Source organism: Lacisediminihabitans sp. FW035 (assembly GCF_054880895.1).
Map to the genome: position 1 here is coordinate 3,466,701 of NZ_CM142187.1, position 15,845 is coordinate 3,482,545.

Genomic DNA, 15,845 nt, shown 5'->3' on the forward strand with positions numbered 1-15,845 from the left:
CGCTTCGTAATGCGTAACTACTCAGAATGGGCTCCAACATGGCCGGTCTCCTCTATCGACTCGGACGCTTCTCGGCACGTCGTCACTGGACGGTGATTCTGTCCTGGATCGTGATCATCGCCCTCGCCGGGGTTGGCTACGGGCTGTTCGCCGGCACGATCTCCTCCTCGATAACGATTCCGGGCACGGCGACGGCGAAGGTCGCCGACCAGCTGGCCACGAAGTTCCCCAAGGTCAGCGGGGGAAGTGGCAGCGTCGTCTTCGCGACCGACGACGGCACAGCATTCAGCAGCGCTGAGAAGGCGGGCGTGGAATCCCTCCTCGCCGACATCGGCGGCTTCGCCGGAGTCAAGGCGACCACCAACCCGTTCACCACCGAGGCCAAGCTCGCCGAGCAGCGCACCCAGGTGACTGATGGGCGGGCGCAGGTCGAGGCCGGAAAGCAGCAGCTCGCTGCGTCCCAGGCGCAATTGGATGCCGGCACCACCCAGCTCGCCGCAGCCCAGCAGCAACTCGATGCCGCGAAGGCGCAGGCTGCCGGCCGGGCTCCCGCGGCCGTGCTCGCCAGACTCGCGGCGCAACAGGCACAGATCGACACCCAGAAGGCGGCACTGGAGACCGGACAGCAGAAGATCACGGCCGGGGCGACCGAACTCACCGCGCAGGCATCGAAGCTCGAGCTCGGCTCCCAGCTCCTCGACCTGTCCAAGAACATCCGATTCGTCTCGAAGGACGGCAGCGCCGCCCTCGCGACGGTGCAGTTCGACAAGTCCAACTTCGCGGTGTCCCCTGCCCTGAAGGCGAAGGTCGTCAGCGCCACCGAAGACACCAAGATCGCCGGCGTCACGGTGAGCGTGTCGAGTGACATCTCCCAGGGGATCCCGAGTGTCGTCGGGCCGGGAGAGATCGTCGGCCTCGTCGTCGCGGCAGTCGTGCTTCTGGTGATGCTCGGCACCCTCCTCGGTGCGGCCCTGCCGCTGCTCAGCGCACTCGTCGGGATCGCGGCGGCGCTGCTCGGAGCACTCGCCTTCTCCGGCGCAGTGCAGTTCACCTCCGTGACCCCGGTGCTCGCCCTCATGCTCGGACTGGCCGTCGGAATCGACTACGCCCTCTTCATCATCAACCGGCACCGATCACAGCTGAAACAGGGCATGGCCGTGCGGGAGTCGATCGGGCTGGCCAATGGCACCTCCGGTAACGCTGTCGTGTTCGCCGGATCCACCGTGATCGTCGCCCTGCTTGCCCTCAACATCACCGGGATCCCCTTCCTCGGCCTGATGGGCACCGTCGGTGCCGTCGCTGTGGCGGTCGCAATCCTTGTGGCGATCACTCTCACCCCGGCGATGCTCTCGCTCGCGGGGATGAAGATCCTGAGCAAGAAGGAGCGCGCGGCGATCGGCACCGCTACCGCCCGTCCCCCCGTCACCCGCGCGATGCCGACCTGGCGGGCGATCGTCACGATCGTGGCCGGGATCGCCGTGCTCGGTGTGATCGCGCTCCCGGCGATGAGCATGCGACTCGGCCTGCCCGACGGCTCATCGGAGGCCACCTCCTCGAGCCAGTACGCCGCATTCACCACGGTCGCGGACAAGTTCGGTCCGGGCCAGAACGGGCCGCTGCTCGTCGTAGCGACCCTTCCGGAGAAGGCGACGGGCGATGCCCTCCTGCAGCAGGAGGTGACGATCGGCGAGAAGCTCGCCGCGCAGAAGCACGTGGACTCCGTCGCCCCCATCGGGGCTTCCTCCGACGGCACCGTGGTCGCCTTCCAGGTGATACCCACCGGAGGGCCGTCGAGTGTCAGCACGGAGACCCTTGTTCACGACCTGCGCGACCTCTCACCGGTCACCACCAGCGCGGGGAACGCATCGCTCGGGGTGGCCGGCAACGCCAGCGCCCAGATCGACGTCTCGGAGAAGCTCGCCGAGGTGCTCCCGATCTACCTCGCGGTCGTCGTCGGCCTGTCCCTGATCATCCTGATCATCGTCTTCCGATCCATCCTCGTGCCGCTCACCGCGACCGCCGGGTTCGTGCTCTCACTGCTCGCCACCTTCGGCGCCATCACCGCGATCTACCAGTTCGGCTGGCTCGGCGCGGTCTTCGGGGTGCACGACCCCGCACCCATCCTGAGCTTCCTGCCCGTTATCGAGATCGGCATCCTGTTCGGCCTGGCGATGGACTACCAGCTGTTCCTCGTCTCCGGCATGCGGGAGGCCTTCGCCCACGGGGCGCCGGCCCGCGTCGCCGTGCAACAGGGCCTGCGGATCGGGAGACCGGTCGTCACCGCGGCGGCGATCATCATGATCGCGGTCTTCTCCGGCTTCATCTTCTCCGAGTCGTCCACCATCCGCCCGATCGGATTCGGCCTCGCCTTCGGGGTGCTCGCCGACGCCTTCATCGTGCGGATGCTGCTCATCCCGGCCGCGATGCACCTGCTCGGGAAGTCCGCGTGGTGGCTCCCGAAGTGGCTCGACCGCATAATCCCGGATGTCGACGTCGAGGGTGCATCGCTCGAGCGCACCCACCCGCAGTCCCATGCGGCGCTTCCCGAGATCGAGGAACCGGCGCGGCGCGGCTGAGCCACCGACGGGTCGGTTCCCGGCTCCGGGCTCGTGGCGACCAGGATCACCGTGCCGCTGAAAATAGCAGGGTCGGGCGTCCGCGGCACCGCAGACGCTAGCCGGCGAACCGCATCAGGTCGCCGAGCGGGCGCGGGATCTTCGAGGGATCGAGAGCCCCCACCAGTAGTTTCGCGTAGCGCTCCTTCCGCCCGGCTGTAGTGCCGAGGAACCGTCGGAGTTGCCGATCGACCGGCCGACCGCGTTGCGCCGGCTGGTTCTGGAAGGTGTGGAAGAGTCCCCAATCGCCGTGCTCCTGCAGCACCCGCTGAACCAACTCCACGCCGAGGGCGCGGATCAGCTCGTCTTCCAGGTCTTCGACGCAGACGAAGAAGCCAGCGGCGGCCATGCGCGCCCGGCTATCGATCGTGCCGAATCCGACCCGAGCGAGGGCGCGTCGGAAGTACCGCTCCTCGCCGGCGTCGCAGAGGCCGGCGACCCGGACACCGAGGGCAGTGAGGGCGGTGAGGTACTTCGCGATATTGGTGGCGCCGCCCATCGGGATGATGCACGCCCGGGCGAGCTCCGGCTCGTCTCCGGTGATCCCGCCCAGCGCGACGATGGCGGCTTCGTCGCTCACACCTTCGACCAAGATGACCGATTCCACGGACACACTGAGACTGCTAGCGAGGGCGCGGGCCTCGTCGCCGCCGCTGGTCACCCATCCGATGACAGCGTGGCGAAAGCTGTCGAGATCCGTCATTCGGCAAGCATGGCAGCCCCCGGCGATCTTCGGACCATGGGGGCGACAGCGACTGCCAGGATTCAGCGGAACGGAAGGGGGATGTGCTGGGGGTAGTCCCATTCCAATTCGAGACGGTGTCCGCGCGATGTTTCGGGCACGGCTTCGCTGACTTCGAATGCGATCGCGTCCCGGATGAAGGCGAGGGTGGTCTCATCGGGTGCTACCACGTGCACCGTCAATGCACTGCCGGTGTCCGTGAGAAGGATCGCCCCGACACGTGGGATTATCACGATCGACTCCGTGTCGGAGAAGGGGACCCTTGTGAAGCGGTCGAACCTGTTCCGGACGACGTTGACCCACAGGGGAGTATCGACGGAGGCGATCGACAGTCGAAGAGCAATCATGGAAACAAGGCTGATCCGCGAAGGTTGCATCGCCCTAAACGGCAGGTGACAGTCGCCTGAATGCCGCGTCGGCCGAGCTACTTCTTCTTCGAGGAGGGTCGAGGGAACCGCTTCCAAGACCGGCGGAACCGCTTTTCGGCATCCGTCGCGGCCGCTTGTTCGATTGCGTGCAGGCGGCCATAGGTGAATCCGTCTTCGCCGCGAAGCTGCGCATCGGCACCCCATTGAAAGAGAACCTGTCGTGCGACGACGCTGTCGTGATGCTCGCCAAGGATCGTTTGGATCTCCTCGGCCGCAGCCGCCACGCGAGATGCACTCTTTCGGTGCACCGGTGCGGCCGCCTCGGCGGCGTACCGCAGCTGTTTCGCGCTCTTGCGCACGTCGTGCAGAGCGAGGTCACGTTCCGTTCCCTGGGCCGCCCGTTGCGAGGCCTGCACTCGTGAGCGGAGGCGTTTCCAGTCCTGTTCGATGAGATGGGGAACGATCCGGCGGGCGGGCTCGGATGCGGCGCCTCGCAGGAGCGGCGAGACGAGAAACGAATCGAGCGAGTCGAGCAGCCGAAAATACCGCGAGTCGTCGAGCGAGGCGAGACCGGTGAGACGTGCGTTGTGAAGGTCTGCGGCGGCGTGCTCGGCGATCCGGGAGCAGATCGGACCGATGATCAGTTCTGATGGTTCCGCTGCGACCAGTGAGCTGATCCGCTGGTGGAGCACTTGCAGGTCGCGCGCCGCCCCCAGGGTCCCGGCCATCCACTTCAGCTCGGCGCGCAGGCCTTTCGCCGCCTGGGGATCCACGAGCGGACCGAAGGTGCGCAATGCGGATCTCAGTCGGCGGAGGGCGATCCGGAACTGGTGGACCGCATCCGTCTGATCCTCCCGAACCCGCGGATCCTCCCGCTGCAGCATCCGCACAGAGGTCTCGAGATAAGCCAGGAGAACATGCCCGGCAGAACCCGTGCCACCGGGCCGCGGCGCGGTAGGGGAGACTTGCCGCAGCTCACCCAGGGCCCTGGCCAACTTGGAGGAGTGGGCGGACGGCTTCACTCCCACGCTCGCGAGCTTCGCTTCGGCTGCGTCCAACAGGTCACCGTGGCCGGCCACGAGCTCGACCTCCCATTCCCGCCACGTGCGGGTGGTCGACTCGGGCAGCAGCCTGTCGGCCCGCACATAGTCATCGCATACTTCCGCGAGGACTCCCCCGCCGGCATCGAGGAGTCGATGGACGACACGCCTGGTGCGCAGCCTCGCCACCGGAATCACCGCGCGGTCGCGCACGTACACACGCACCTGCCGTAACAGCCGCTCCGGAACGGCCAACGGATCTTTCCCCAACGGCTCATGCAATTCCTGGCGCGTGTCCGCATCGAGCACCGTCTTGAGGTGCCATCCCTGATCTTCCCCTCCGCTTCGTCGACGAAGGGCGATATGGGCGGCGGCCAGAGCGAGGTCTTCGGTATCGAAGTACACGGCGTCCAGTTCGAACTCGACGGCCTCGGCCACGCTTTCGACTCCCGGGAGCTCATCGAAGGTCGGCAACTGCGCCGAATCGTCGACGTCGAACTTTCTCTCGATCTCCACTGCATCCTGACCGGTCATGTCGCAAGCGTAATTGCGCTCCGCCTCGGCGCCTGAAGTGCTGCGCCCTGCCGACCAGACGATATATTCGGCTCATGCGACTGGGAGTCCTCGACATCGGGTCCAACACCGTCCATCTGCTCGTGATCGATGCCCACCCTGGCGCTCGGCCCATCCCGTTCACCTCACACAAGCGCCCGCTTCAACTCATCGAATTCCTGGATGATGACGGCTCGATCTCCGTCACCGGTCAGGACAAACTCATCGAGTTCGTGACCGATGCGACGAACCTCGCGAAAGAGCACGGTGCAGAAGACATGATGGCGTTCGCCACGTCCGCCATACGCGAAGCCACGAACGGACAGGCGGTACTCGCGCGCGTGTTCGCCGAGACCGGCACGCCGCTCATCGAACTGAGCGGACCGGAGGAGGCCGCAGCGACATTCCTCGCGGTGCGGCGCTGGTACGGCTGGGGATCCGGCACAATCCTGAACCTCGACATCGGCGGCGGCTCGTTCGAACTGGCGATGGGAGCCGATGAACAACCCGGACTCGCGCTCTCCGTGCCCCTCGGTGCCGGCAGGCTCACCCGCGACTTCCTCGACGCCGACCCGCCCACCGCCAAGAGCATCAAAGCGCTGCGCAGGCACATCCGGGCGATCCTCGACGATCCCATCGCCGACATCGAGCGTCGTGGCTCACCGACGATAGTCACCGCGACCTCGAAGTCCTTCCGCTCACTCGCCCGCCTCACCGGTTCCGCACCCCGCGCGAGCGGGCCGTACGTGCGACGCGAGCTGCGGGTTCACGACCTCGCGCTCTGGGCGGCGAGACTGTCGGCGATGTCCTCGGCAGACCGCGCCGAGCTCCCGGGAGTGTCAGCGATTCGATCGCGCCAGCTGCTCGCCGCTGCCATCGTGGCGCAGACGGCGATGGAGGGACTGGCCATCGAGTCGGTGCAGATCTGCCCGTGGGCATTGCGCGAGGGCCTGATCCTGCGCCGGTTCGACCACCTCATGACGATGTAGCGGCTCTCCGGCCGAGACGCTCACCTCGAGTACGCTCACCCGACGAGCAGTTTCTCCATATCGTCGAAGAACGCGGTGTAGCCCGCGGTGACGGCCGCCTTGGCCGCGTCGTCGAAGCCGGCGGCGGCCTGCACCATTGTCATCATCGCCCCGCTGTCGACGGCGACGATGTCGACGGTGACCGGCTCCCGGGCGGGCTCGTCGGGCTGGTCCGTGAGAGTGAGGGCCAGCCGCGTGGGACGATTCACCTCGGTGAACTCACCGACCCAGTGCTTGAGGCTTCCGTCGGGAAGGTGCATGGTCGCCTTCCACGCGCCACCGACGCGGACATCCATCTCGACGTCGTCGACGGGGATCGCGGCGGTGCCGAACCAGACCGCGAAACTCGCCGGCGTCGTCCAGGCATCGAAGACCTGCTCGGGAGTGGCGGGGAAGGTGCGGGTGATGCTGACCGGGTTGCTCATGGGATCTCTCCTCTGTTGTTGGCGTCATTCGTGGTGGTCGTGGTGTCGGCGAGAAGGTCGCCGAGGGCATCGAAGCTGGCGCCCCAGAACTTCGCGTAGTCGTCGATCCAGGCGCCGGCCTCCGCCAGCGGCCGAGCGTGAAGGGTCGCGGGGCGATATTGCGCCTCCCGACTCCGGCTGACGAGATCCGCGGCTTCGAGCACCCGGAGATGCTTCGAGACGGCCGCAAAGCTCATCGCGAACGGCTCCGCCAGCTGTCCCACCGTCGCCTCGCCCTGCGACAGGCGCGCGAGAATCGCGCGCCTGGTCGGATCTGCAAGGGCCGCGAAGACGCGGCTGAGAGTGTCGGTGGGCACGAGATCCGTCCGTTTATTAAACTACTCGGTTGAGAACTGCTGAGTTGAATATAGCAGGACACGCGTGCCTGTTAAGCCCGCGCCGGCGTCGAACTCTGCGAAGACGCATCGAGGTCGACCTCGCCGAATCGCTCTCCGATCCTCTGCTGAGCACCTGCTCGGCCATCACGCCACAGCCCGTGCTCGAATTCCACCTGCTCGCGACCCGAGTGGGCAGGTCGCCGGGCGGGACCGACTAAAAACTCGGGCGGTGGACACCTGGCATCAGAGTCAGGGGTTCGATCCTTCCGAGATCCATCGGAGCAGTATCCCCACCCGTGATTCCGGCCACGGGCCGTCGCAGGGCATCGAGCCGTCCGTCAGTCGTGCCGCGATCGCATCCTGGTTCGCCTTCACGTCGAGGTAGCTCCACAGGTCGAACGCCTTAGTCATGCTCGTACGATCGCTTTCCCGGAAGAGCGGCTTTATGTCTGCCGCGAAGCTCAAGGGGGATGTCATGGTCAGCTCCTTCGTGGTCGAGCCTCTGGGCAGTGGGGGCGCCCGACTCGCTCCGTCAATCCTGTTCGAGTTTCGAACGAGTAACGCGATCCGCTGAGGCCTCTTAGGTATCGCTCTGCCGCCGGTCCTGCCGAAGTCCCATGGTGCGCGGGACACCAGTCGTGCAAGAGTGAATCGATGCACCTATAACGAAGTTCGTCGCAAGAGAATCGAGACTCCATGATCAAGCGAGACGTCGGTGCCGAGGATTTCGACCTCCAGGGGCTGAATCCGGATGACACCGAGGAGGAGTTGCACCCCTCCCCACACAGGCCGTCGCCCCACGATGACGCCGATGACGACTTCGCGGAGGAGCCCGACTACCAGGTCAATGATGGATGACTCGCTCCAGCGTTCCGCCGCGGCATCGCCGGCGCTGGGGTAGGGCGATCCCGAGCCTGAATCTGTCGGGGTTCCCTCCCGCACGAGGAGACCACGAAGCTCGGAGCCATAGTGAGGGCAGTCCGGTCCATTCTGGCCGTCGTCCACGGCATGCATCGGTCTATTGCTTCTGACGAGGCCGGGAGGTCTTCGGCGTCTGCGACGGCCCGATCACTCTGCGAATGCCCAATCGGAATATGGCAAGATCGCAAGGATAATCCTGCTTGACCAGCATTTTAATGGCGGAACCGGTGGGATTTGAACCCACGGTGGGCTCTCACCCACACAACTTTTCGAGAGTTGCACCTTCGGCCGCTCGGACACGGTTCCGGGGACGATCTTAGTACACGACCGGGGCCGATCCCGTTCGACGACGGGGATGGCCGGGTAAAATCGACCCCGTGACCGCCCTGCCCTGGATCGTGACCGTCGTCGCGATCATCGCCCTGGTGGTGATCGTCATCGTCGCCCGCGCCCTCGTGCTGCGGCGCCAGCGCGGTGGGGCGGATCGGCTCGCACGCACACTGCACCTCAACGCCCGGTGGTGGAAGGAGCAGCGCTCGAGGCCCGGCGATCTGCTCTACGTGGCGATCGGCGACTCCGCGGCGCAGGGCGTCGGCGCGAGCCAGCCGGGTCGAAGCTACGTCGGCCTGATCGCGCGACACCTGCAGCAGAGCACGGGACGCTCGGTGCGGGTCGTGAACCTCAGCATCTCGGGGGCTCGCCTTCGGGAGGCGATCGCGCTCCAGCTTGCCCCGCTGCGCCGCCTCTCCCCCGACCTCGTCACCGTCGCCATCGGCGCCAACGACATGCCCGCTTTCGACCGGGAGCGTTTCACCCGCGAGCTCACCGAGGTCTATTCCTCCCTGCCGGCAGGGTCGATCGTGGCCGAGGTTCCGTCCTTCTACGTCGGGGCGGCGGAACGCAATGTGAAGGTCGCAAACACCATCGTGCACCGGCTCGCCGACGAGCACGGCTTCGAGGTCGCTCCCTTGTATGCGAAGACCCGGGGGCAGGGGGCGGCGCTCTACGCCCTCAACCGGGTCGCAGCCGATTTCTTCCACCCCAACGACCGCGGGTACCGGGTGTGGGCATCCGCGTTCCTTCCCCTCGTCGATCGAGCAGTTTTGTCCACAGCCGCAGGCGGCGCGGACAGCGGTGACGGCGGCCTCGCTTAGGCTGTCGAGCATGGCAAGAGTCCAGTCGAATTTCCGCTGCACGGAGTGCGGCTGGACCACCCCGAAATGGGCCGGCCGCTGCGCCGAATGCCAGGCCTGGGGCACCATCGCGGATGCCGCGGACTCGACCTCACCCCTCGGCCGGGGCCTGCGCGCCGTCACCCTCAGCGAGGACCGCACCGCGAAGTCGATAGTCGCGATCAGCGCCGACGAAGTGGCCCACTGGCCAAGTGGCATCGCCGAATTCGACCGGGTGCTTGGAGGCGGTATCGTGCCCGGCGCCACCATCCTGCTGAGCGGCGAGCCGGGCGTCGGCAAGTCGACGCTGTTGCTCGAGGTGGCGTCGAAAGCCGCAGCCAACGGCATGCGCGTGCTCTACGTGACCGCCGAGGAATCCGTGAGCCAGGTGCGTCTGCGCGCCCAGCGCACCGGCGCACTTCAGCCGCTGCTCTTCCTCGCAGCAGAAGTGGATCTCGCCACCGTGCTCGGCCAGATCGACCAGGTGAAGCCCGACCTGCTCATCGTCGACTCGGTGCAGACGGTGTCGTCGTCGCTGGTGGACGGGCTGGCCGGTGGTCCGTCGCAGGTGCGGGAGGTGGCATCCACCCTCATCCGCGTGTCGAAAGACCGCAACCTCCCGGTGCTGCTCGTCGGTCACGTGACCAAGGACGGCTCGATCGCCGGCCCACGACTGCTCGAGCACCTGGTGGATGTCGTGTGCCAGTTCGAGGGCGACCGGCAGACCTCACTGCGCTTCATCCGCGCCCACAAGAACCGCTTCGGACCGACGGATGAGGTGGGCTGCTTCGAGATGACCGGCGACGGCATCTCCGAGGTCGCCGACCCGAGCGGACTGTTCCTCTCACGCGGCAAAGTAGCCGTGAGCGGCACCTGCGTGACCGTGGCCGTCGAGGGGCGCCGCGCCCTACCGGTGGAGGTGCAGGCACTGATCGTGAAGACCAGCGCGCCCAACCCCCGCAGGGTCACCAACGGGGTCGACTCCTCGCGGGTGGCGATGCTGCTGGCTGTGCTCGAACGACGCGCCGGTCTCAAGCTCAGCGAATGCGACGTCTACGTATCGACGGTGGGCGGAATCAGACTCACCGAGCCGGGAGCGGATCTCGCGATCGCCCTGGCCATCGCAAGCGCGAACAGCGACATCGCGCTCCCCGCCTCGCTCGCCGCCGTCGGGGAGATCAGCCTCGCCGGCGAGATCCGCCCGGTGTCCCAGGCGAAACAGCGCGTGGCCGAGGCCCGTCGACTGGGGTACACCACGGTCATCGATGCCGAACACGGACTGCTGCGCGAAGCAATGCGCAAGGCCTTCGCACTGGCGGGCACGCAGCAGTCGGACGTTCCGGCGTTCTGAGGCTAGTCTGCCGCCCAGCCGGCGAGGGACGCGATCTGCTCCGGGCCGATGCGGCAGCATCCGCCGACACCAGCGACTCCGAGCGCGATCCACTCCTGTACCAGGGCGCCGGAGAGCCCGGGCTCGCCCACCCAGCGACGCCCGTCCGCGTCCCACGTCTCACCCGAGTTGGGATACACGATCACCGGGGCCGATGTCGCCTCCCGTGCCGCTTCGATCGCTGCAGCGATGTCGCGCGGGTGGGTGCAGTTGATGCCCACGGCGATCACCTCATCGATGTCGGAGGCGATCTCGAATGCACGCTCGAGGGACTCGCCGGAGCGAAGCAGGCCGTCCGCCGAGGTGACGGAGATCCACGCAGGCATCCCGGTGCCGTCGATCTCGCGAACGATCGCCTCGATCTCGGCGAGCGACGGGATGGTCTCGACCGCGAGCACGTCGGCTTCGGTATCGATCAGTATCTCCAACCGCCGGCGATGCCAGTCGCGCAACTCCGCCACGGTGAGCCCATAGTCGCCGCGATACTCGGACCCGTCCGCGCGGGCAGCGCCGAAGGGACCGACGGATGCCGCGATCCAGCCTCCCGGACGGTTCTCGTCGCGAGCCTCGGCCGCCAGCGACACGCTGAGGCGCAGCAGCGCGTCCACCGCACCGACGTCGAGTCCGGCTGCGGCGAGTGCCTCATAGCTCACCTGGTATGACGCCGAGATGGCGACATCCGCTCCCACTCGGAAATACTCGCGGTGCGCGTCGAGGATCGCCTCCGGACGCTCGAGCAGCAGCCGCGCAGACCACAGTTTTGACGAGAGGTCGTGCCCGCGCGCCTCGAGCAGAGTGCCGAGTCCGCCGTCGAGCAACACGCCCCCGAAAGCGAGGGCAGCAGCCAGGGACGTCATCCGTCCAGCCTAGGAGTCGCACGGTGCGCGCGCCTGCCGCAACCGACCGTGCGTGCGTCTGTCAGCCATGCGCCCGAAAGTTCGGCAGCATGGCTGACAAACGGACGCACGGTTGCCGAGGAGTCGGCCGGAACCGTAATCAGTTGAGCAGGAACTGCACCGTCGCCTTGGAGGTGAGCGCCCCGACCTTGACGCCGAGGTGATAGCTCGCACCGCCAGCAGTCACCGGCGGGCGGCTGGCGTCGCAGGTGGTCTTCGATGAGCGGGTACGGTCCCACGGGATGGCCGGTGTCGTCACCGCGACCCCGGGCTTCAAGGTGACAGGGGTGTCGACGGGTGCCGTCTGGCAGTCCTTGGAATCCCAGATCGTCTCGGAGCCGCTTGTGATGATGAGCTCCTGCTGCGTCGAGCCGAGGTTGATCGTGCAGTCGGCCGAACCGGTGTTCGTGATGGACATGCTGATCTGCGGCTGCTCCGTGGCGGCATAGGTCGTCTTGTCCGTCACGGCCACGAGCTTGATCCTGGCCGGCACGCAGGCCGCCCCTGCCGCGGGGGTGGATGCTGCGGCGCTCGGCGTCACGGACGGCGACGCGCCCGGCTTCGTCGTGTTCGCCGGACTGGGGCTGCCCGATCCCGGACGCACGATGATCAGGATGATGATCACGATCACTGCGAGCGCGCCGAGACCGAGAATCAAGCGGCGGCGCCAGTAGACCTTCGGTGGCTGCGGGCCGACAGGGGTTCGAAACGTCGACATGGCCTAAGGGTAGCCAGCGTGCAGTCGTTTGCCCGGCATTTGCGGGGGTGTGTGCCCGGCCCGCCGGAGGCGGCGCGCCGGGCATCCGTGGCGTCTCCGATTAGAAGGCGCGATGACCGCACCCACCGTGACCTCCGCCACCATGTCCCCCGCCGCTGTGTCCGCCGCCGCTGTGTCCGCCGCCGCCGCCATGGTGGCCGCCCTTGATCGGAAGGTCCAATCCGAGGATGACCGGATCGTGGTCGCTCGAACGGTAGGGGCTCACCTCGTACAGGTTCGTCACGTTGGCGTTGAACCGGCTGTATTCCAGGCCGACGGACTCGACGGAGTTGATGTTCCAGACATCCGCCCCCGCCACGCTGCGATCGGCTGCGGTAGAGGCGAAGACGTGGTCGAGAGAGCCGACCATGCCGTCGAAGGCATACGTCTGCTTCCCGGTCTTCGGCACCTGATCGACGTACCCGGCGGCCGCGATCGTGAGGATCGGATCCTCCTGCTCGTAGGAGTTGAAATCACCGACGAGCAGCACCTTGTCCGTCTTCGCTGCCACCTTCTGCTGGTCGGCGAAGGCGAGCAGAGCCTTGGCCTGCCGGGTGCGATCCCCGTTGTAGGCGCCCTGGCCCACATCCACGTTGTCCCCGGTTGTGGCGCCGGAGCTCTTCGACTTGAAGTGGTTGGCGATCACCAGGAAGGTAGACCCCTTCTTGCCCCGCACCGGCTGGAAGGCCTGCGCGAGCGGCTCACGCGCATTGGTGAACGCCGGCGACCCGATCAGGATGGTGGATGCGCCGACCGGCTTGGCCGTGGCCGTGCGGTAGATGAACGCGGTGCGAATGACGTCCTCATCGGCCGCCGCGGGCACCGTCGCGGGCGAGCGAACGTAGTCCCAGATCTTGCCCTTCGCGTTCAGCGCCGTCACAAGAGTCGCCACTGCGGCATCCCGGTCCTGGCCGAGCTTCGCCGAGTTCTCGATCTCCTCGAGCGAAACGACGTCGGCGCCGAGTGCGCCGATCGCGGTCACGATCTTGGCCTGCTGGCGCTGAAAGCTGGCCTCGTTGGCCGCGCCGCGCACGCCGCATCCCGGATCGTCGCTGTTGTTGACAGTGGTCGGCACGCCCTCACGGTCGGTGTAGTAAGTGCAGCCCGTGCGCTCCTCGCCCGTGGTCGGGAAGTAGTTGAGCACGTTGAATGTGGCGACCTTGACGGTGCCGCCCACCTTCTTCGGCGCGGTAGTGCGGGTGTTGCCGAAGGTCGCCGGCTGCACCGTCGCCGCATCGGCGGGGGTGAGCTCGGTGGTCGGCTGCAGCTTCCACAGGCTGTTGCGGAACTCGAGGATCACCGGGCGCGTGAAGCTGACCGGCGCCCCGATCCGCAGGGGGGTGGCCAAGCTCAGCCACGGCAGCGGCTTGCCGGTGTTCGCCGCCGAGAGGAAGTTGGTGCTCGCTCCGTCATCGAGAGTGACGCGGACGGCCGCATTCTTGGCGATCACGGCCTGGTAGCCGGGCGTGCCGACAGGCGCGACGGCGGTGGGCTGCAGCAGGGCGCTCGTGTCATGCGCCAGCTCGATCTCGCCGTACTGGTTCGTCGAGTAGTTGTCTGTCACGGTGTAGGCGCCCTGGGGCGCCACCAGCATCCCCTCGAGGGACTCACGCTGGGCATCGGTCGACGGGAAGCCGACAGTCGCCGGCGCGGGCGCAACGACACCGGTCTTGTCGAGTTCGGTGAGCCCGGCGGCGGATGCCACGGTGAGCTCGGTGAGGTGGCTGAACTCGCTGACCGCCCCGGTGACCTTCACGTGGTCACCGATCGCCACACTGGCGACCGTGCTCGGGGAATAGACGAAGATGCCGTCCGAGGCGGTGTGTGTGGCGAGGTCGAGTGCTCCCCCGGTTCCCGCGGTCTGCAGGTAGAACCCGTTGAACCCGCCTGTGGGGTAGGCGGCGGTGACGACACCGGTGGTCTCGACGGTCTTGCCGACCTGGGGGCTGACATCCGTCGAGCCCTGAATCTCGGCGATCGACAGCGCAACGGGCGGATCGACCGGGCCACCCGGGTCGGTCGGCCCGCCGGCCTTCGGGGTGATCGTCGAGCTGAGGGTGAAGTCGCCGGCGTTGCTGTCGGTGTCGGCGAATGCCGTGCGGGTGAGCGACTTCACGTCGGTGTTGCCGGCCGGAGCCGGGGCATCCGCGGCTTCGAAGGTGTTGGAGGTGCCGTAGCCGAGCAGGTCGACGACGGCCGGGTTGCCGGTGATCGACCCGGCGGGCAGCGTGAGGGCGGAGGCCGTGTTGGACAGGATGATCGTGCCAGCCGAGCCGCTCGGATTGAGCGTGCCCACCAGGTCCGGTGTCGGCAGCGGTGCGCCGTTCGCCCCGTTGCTGCCGCCCTGCACGAGGAAGTAGCCGGCCGGCGCGATCGATCCCGACAGCGCGACCAGACCGGATGCCCCACCAGTGCTGGTAGCGGGACGGTACTGCAACGACCATCCGGCCAGGCTCACGGCGGTGGGTCCGGGGTTGTAGAGCTCGATGAACTTGTTAGTGTATGCCGCCCCGGCGCTGCCGCCGCTGAGATAGACCTCGTTGATGACGACACCGGTGCCGGCGGTGTTCGCCTGGCTCGGAAGCGCCGAGAGCGGTGTGAACACGAGGGCGGTCACCGCCAGGAATCCGATACCGATCCGTCGAACGAATCCTGGTGTTGCGGTCATCATTGCCCTCCCCGAGTGAACACAGCTGCGTGATCAGCGCACGCGGATCCCAGCCAACGGTCCTCGGGTGACCGGAAGGGGGCGTGAAAGCGAACGCTCGGTAAAGACTAAGTGACGACCCTCGTTCGGGGGTAGACCTGTGTGGTCCGGAACGTACTGTCTGCGGCATGCGGAAACCGGGCTTCGGCTGCTCCGTCACGCGAAAGTCCCGCTGGGCGCCTTCTGCCGGCCTAACCCCGTTCGCGGATCAGGAGTTTCGGGATCGGGTCGGCGTGTCGCGCCGGGACACGCCGCAGATCCGTCGTGACTCCTGATCCGCGAACACGGCGGACCGGTCGCGAGAGCAGCAAGCCGAAAAACCGCCGGGGCTGGGTGCGGACCCTAGATCCGCTTGATCATCCGTGTATTGCCGAGCGTGTTCGGCTTCACCCGGGCGAGATCGAGGAATTCCGCGACACCCTCGTCGGGCGACCGCACCAGCTCGAGGTACACGGCCGGATCGATCGGCTCCTCCGTCATCGGCTCGAAGCCGTGGCGCGTGAAGAAGGGCACCTCGAACGTGAGGCAGAACAGGCGGCTGAGACCCAGGTCGCGGGCATCCGCCTCCAGCTGTTCCATGAGGGCGTGGCCGACACCGCGGTGCAGCCATTCGTCGATGACGGCCAGAGTGCGCACCTCGGCGAGGTCCTGCCAGATCACGTGCAGGGCGCCACAGCCGATGACGTTGCCCGCTTCGTCTTCAGCGATGCGGAACTCCTGGATCGCCTCGTAGAAGACGACGGAGTCCTTGCCGAGCAGGATGCGGCGCTGCACGAGCGGTTCGACGAGCGCCTGGATGAACGGCACGTCACTGGTGCGGGCTGCGCGCACGGAAAAGGTCATCCGACGAGTTTA

Annotated in this window: 15 protein-coding genes and 1 tRNA gene; 5 read left to right on the top strand and 11 right to left on the bottom strand. The window is 67.0% G+C overall.

Translation table 11 applies throughout. The annotated features are described in order from the left end of the window. Nucleotides 1-26: 26 nt before the first annotated feature. The gene (locus tag ACVXZ4_RS16615; RefSeq protein WP_461795893.1) at nt 27-2,576 is read left to right on the top strand and encodes an MMPL family transporter; all 2,550 of its coding nucleotides are present in this window, start codon (nt 27-29) and stop codon (nt 2,574-2,576) included. Nucleotides 2,577-2,673: 97 nt separating this feature from the next. Here the strand turns inward: ACVXZ4_RS16615 and ACVXZ4_RS16620 are convergent, their stop codons facing one another. The 3 genes from ACVXZ4_RS16620 to ACVXZ4_RS16630 all read right to left on the bottom strand — a co-directional run bounded on the left by ACVXZ4_RS16620 (nt 2,674) and on the right by ACVXZ4_RS16630 (nt 5,299). Next, nucleotides 2,674-3,318, bottom strand: coding sequence for a TOPRIM nucleotidyl transferase/hydrolase domain-containing protein (locus ACVXZ4_RS16620; RefSeq protein WP_461795894.1), 645 nt, complete (start codon nt 3,316-3,318; stop codon nt 2,674-2,676). A 62-nt stretch (nt 3,319-3,380) separates the two neighbouring features. Continuing rightward, on the bottom strand, nt 3,381-3,704 hold the full coding sequence (locus tag ACVXZ4_RS16625) for a hypothetical protein (protein ID WP_461795895.1): 324 nt from the start codon (nt 3,702-3,704) through the stop codon (nt 3,381-3,383). A 77-nt stretch (nt 3,705-3,781) separates the two neighbouring features. Next, nucleotides 3,782-5,299 (bottom strand): CYTH and CHAD domain-containing protein, encoded by a 1,518-nt coding sequence (locus tag ACVXZ4_RS16630; protein ID WP_461795896.1) that lies wholly within the window; start codon nt 5,297-5,299, stop codon nt 3,782-3,784. A gap of 74 nt (nt 5,300-5,373) precedes the next feature. Here ACVXZ4_RS16630 and ACVXZ4_RS16635 point away from each other — a divergent pair, with 74 nt between their 5' ends. Further along, the gene (locus ACVXZ4_RS16635) at nt 5,374-6,306 is read left to right on the top strand and encodes a Ppx/GppA family phosphatase (protein ID WP_461795897.1); all 933 of its coding nucleotides are present in this window, start codon (nt 5,374-5,376) and stop codon (nt 6,304-6,306) included. A gap of 35 nt (nt 6,307-6,341) precedes the next feature. Here ACVXZ4_RS16635 and ACVXZ4_RS16640 read toward each other — a convergent pair whose 3' ends face one another. From ACVXZ4_RS16640 to ACVXZ4_RS16650, 3 genes are all read right to left on the bottom strand, one after another. After that, nucleotides 6,342-6,770 (bottom strand): SRPBCC family protein, encoded by a 429-nt coding sequence (locus ACVXZ4_RS16640; RefSeq protein ID WP_461795898.1) that lies wholly within the window; start codon nt 6,768-6,770, stop codon nt 6,342-6,344. Next, a complete protein-coding gene (locus ACVXZ4_RS16645) occupies nt 6,767-7,126 on the bottom strand; it encodes an ArsR/SmtB family transcription factor (protein ID WP_461795899.1) in 360 nt (119 codons plus the stop codon). Before ACVXZ4_RS16645 ends, ACVXZ4_RS16640 begins: the two co-directional genes overlap by 4 nt. A 270-nt stretch (nt 7,127-7,396) precedes the next feature. Continuing rightward, nucleotides 7,397-7,624, bottom strand: a complete 228-nt coding sequence (locus ACVXZ4_RS16650) for a hypothetical protein (protein WP_461795900.1) — start codon at nt 7,622-7,624, stop codon at nt 7,397-7,399. Between the two features lie 219 nt (nt 7,625-7,843). On the opposite strand from ACVXZ4_RS16650, the gene ACVXZ4_RS16655 reads away from it, so the two are divergent. Further along, nucleotides 7,844-8,005 carry a hypothetical protein gene (locus ACVXZ4_RS16655; RefSeq protein ID WP_461795901.1) on the top strand — a complete coding sequence of 54 codons (162 nt, stop codon included), beginning with the start codon at nt 7,844-7,846 and terminating at the stop codon, nt 8,003-8,005. 279 nt (nt 8,006-8,284) lie between these two features. Here the strand turns inward: ACVXZ4_RS16655 and ACVXZ4_RS16660 are convergent. After that, a tRNA-Ser gene (locus ACVXZ4_RS16660) sits at nt 8,285-8,374 on the bottom strand. 71 nt (nt 8,375-8,445) lie between these two features. Here ACVXZ4_RS16660 and ACVXZ4_RS16665 point away from each other — a divergent pair. Together ACVXZ4_RS16665 and radA are read left to right on the top strand one after the other, a co-directional pair. Continuing rightward, complete coding sequence (locus ACVXZ4_RS16665; RefSeq protein ID WP_461795902.1) at nt 8,446-9,222, top strand: SGNH/GDSL hydrolase family protein; 777 nt, start codon at nt 8,446-8,448, stop codon at nt 9,220-9,222. A 10-nt stretch (nt 9,223-9,232) separates the two neighbouring features. Then, entirely contained in the window at nt 9,233-10,591 is a 1,359-nt protein-coding gene (radA, locus tag ACVXZ4_RS16670) for a DNA repair protein RadA (protein WP_461795903.1), read from the top strand. A gap of 2 nt (nt 10,592-10,593) precedes the next feature. On the opposite strand, the gene mmuM is transcribed toward radA, so the two are convergent. The 4 genes from mmuM to ACVXZ4_RS16690 all read right to left on the bottom strand — a co-directional run bounded on the left by mmuM (nt 10,594) and on the right by ACVXZ4_RS16690 (nt 15,833). Next, complete coding sequence (gene mmuM / locus ACVXZ4_RS16675) at nt 10,594-11,487, bottom strand: homocysteine S-methyltransferase (RefSeq protein WP_461795904.1); 894 nt, start codon at nt 11,485-11,487, stop codon at nt 10,594-10,596. Nucleotides 11,488-11,626: 139 nt separating this feature from the next. Then, complete coding sequence (locus ACVXZ4_RS16680; protein WP_461795905.1) at nt 11,627-12,244, bottom strand: hypothetical protein; 618 nt, start codon at nt 12,242-12,244, stop codon at nt 11,627-11,629. A gap of 100 nt (nt 12,245-12,344) precedes the next feature. Beyond that, the gene (locus ACVXZ4_RS16685) at nt 12,345-14,951 is read right to left on the bottom strand and encodes an ExeM/NucH family extracellular endonuclease (protein WP_461795906.1); all 2,607 of its coding nucleotides are present in this window, start codon (nt 14,949-14,951) and stop codon (nt 12,345-12,347) included. A 381-nt stretch (nt 14,952-15,332) separates the two neighbouring features. Then, nucleotides 15,333-15,833, bottom strand: coding sequence for an amino-acid N-acetyltransferase (locus ACVXZ4_RS16690; protein ID WP_461795907.1), 501 nt, complete (start codon nt 15,831-15,833; stop codon nt 15,333-15,335). Between the last annotated feature and the right edge of the window lie 12 nt (nt 15,834-15,845).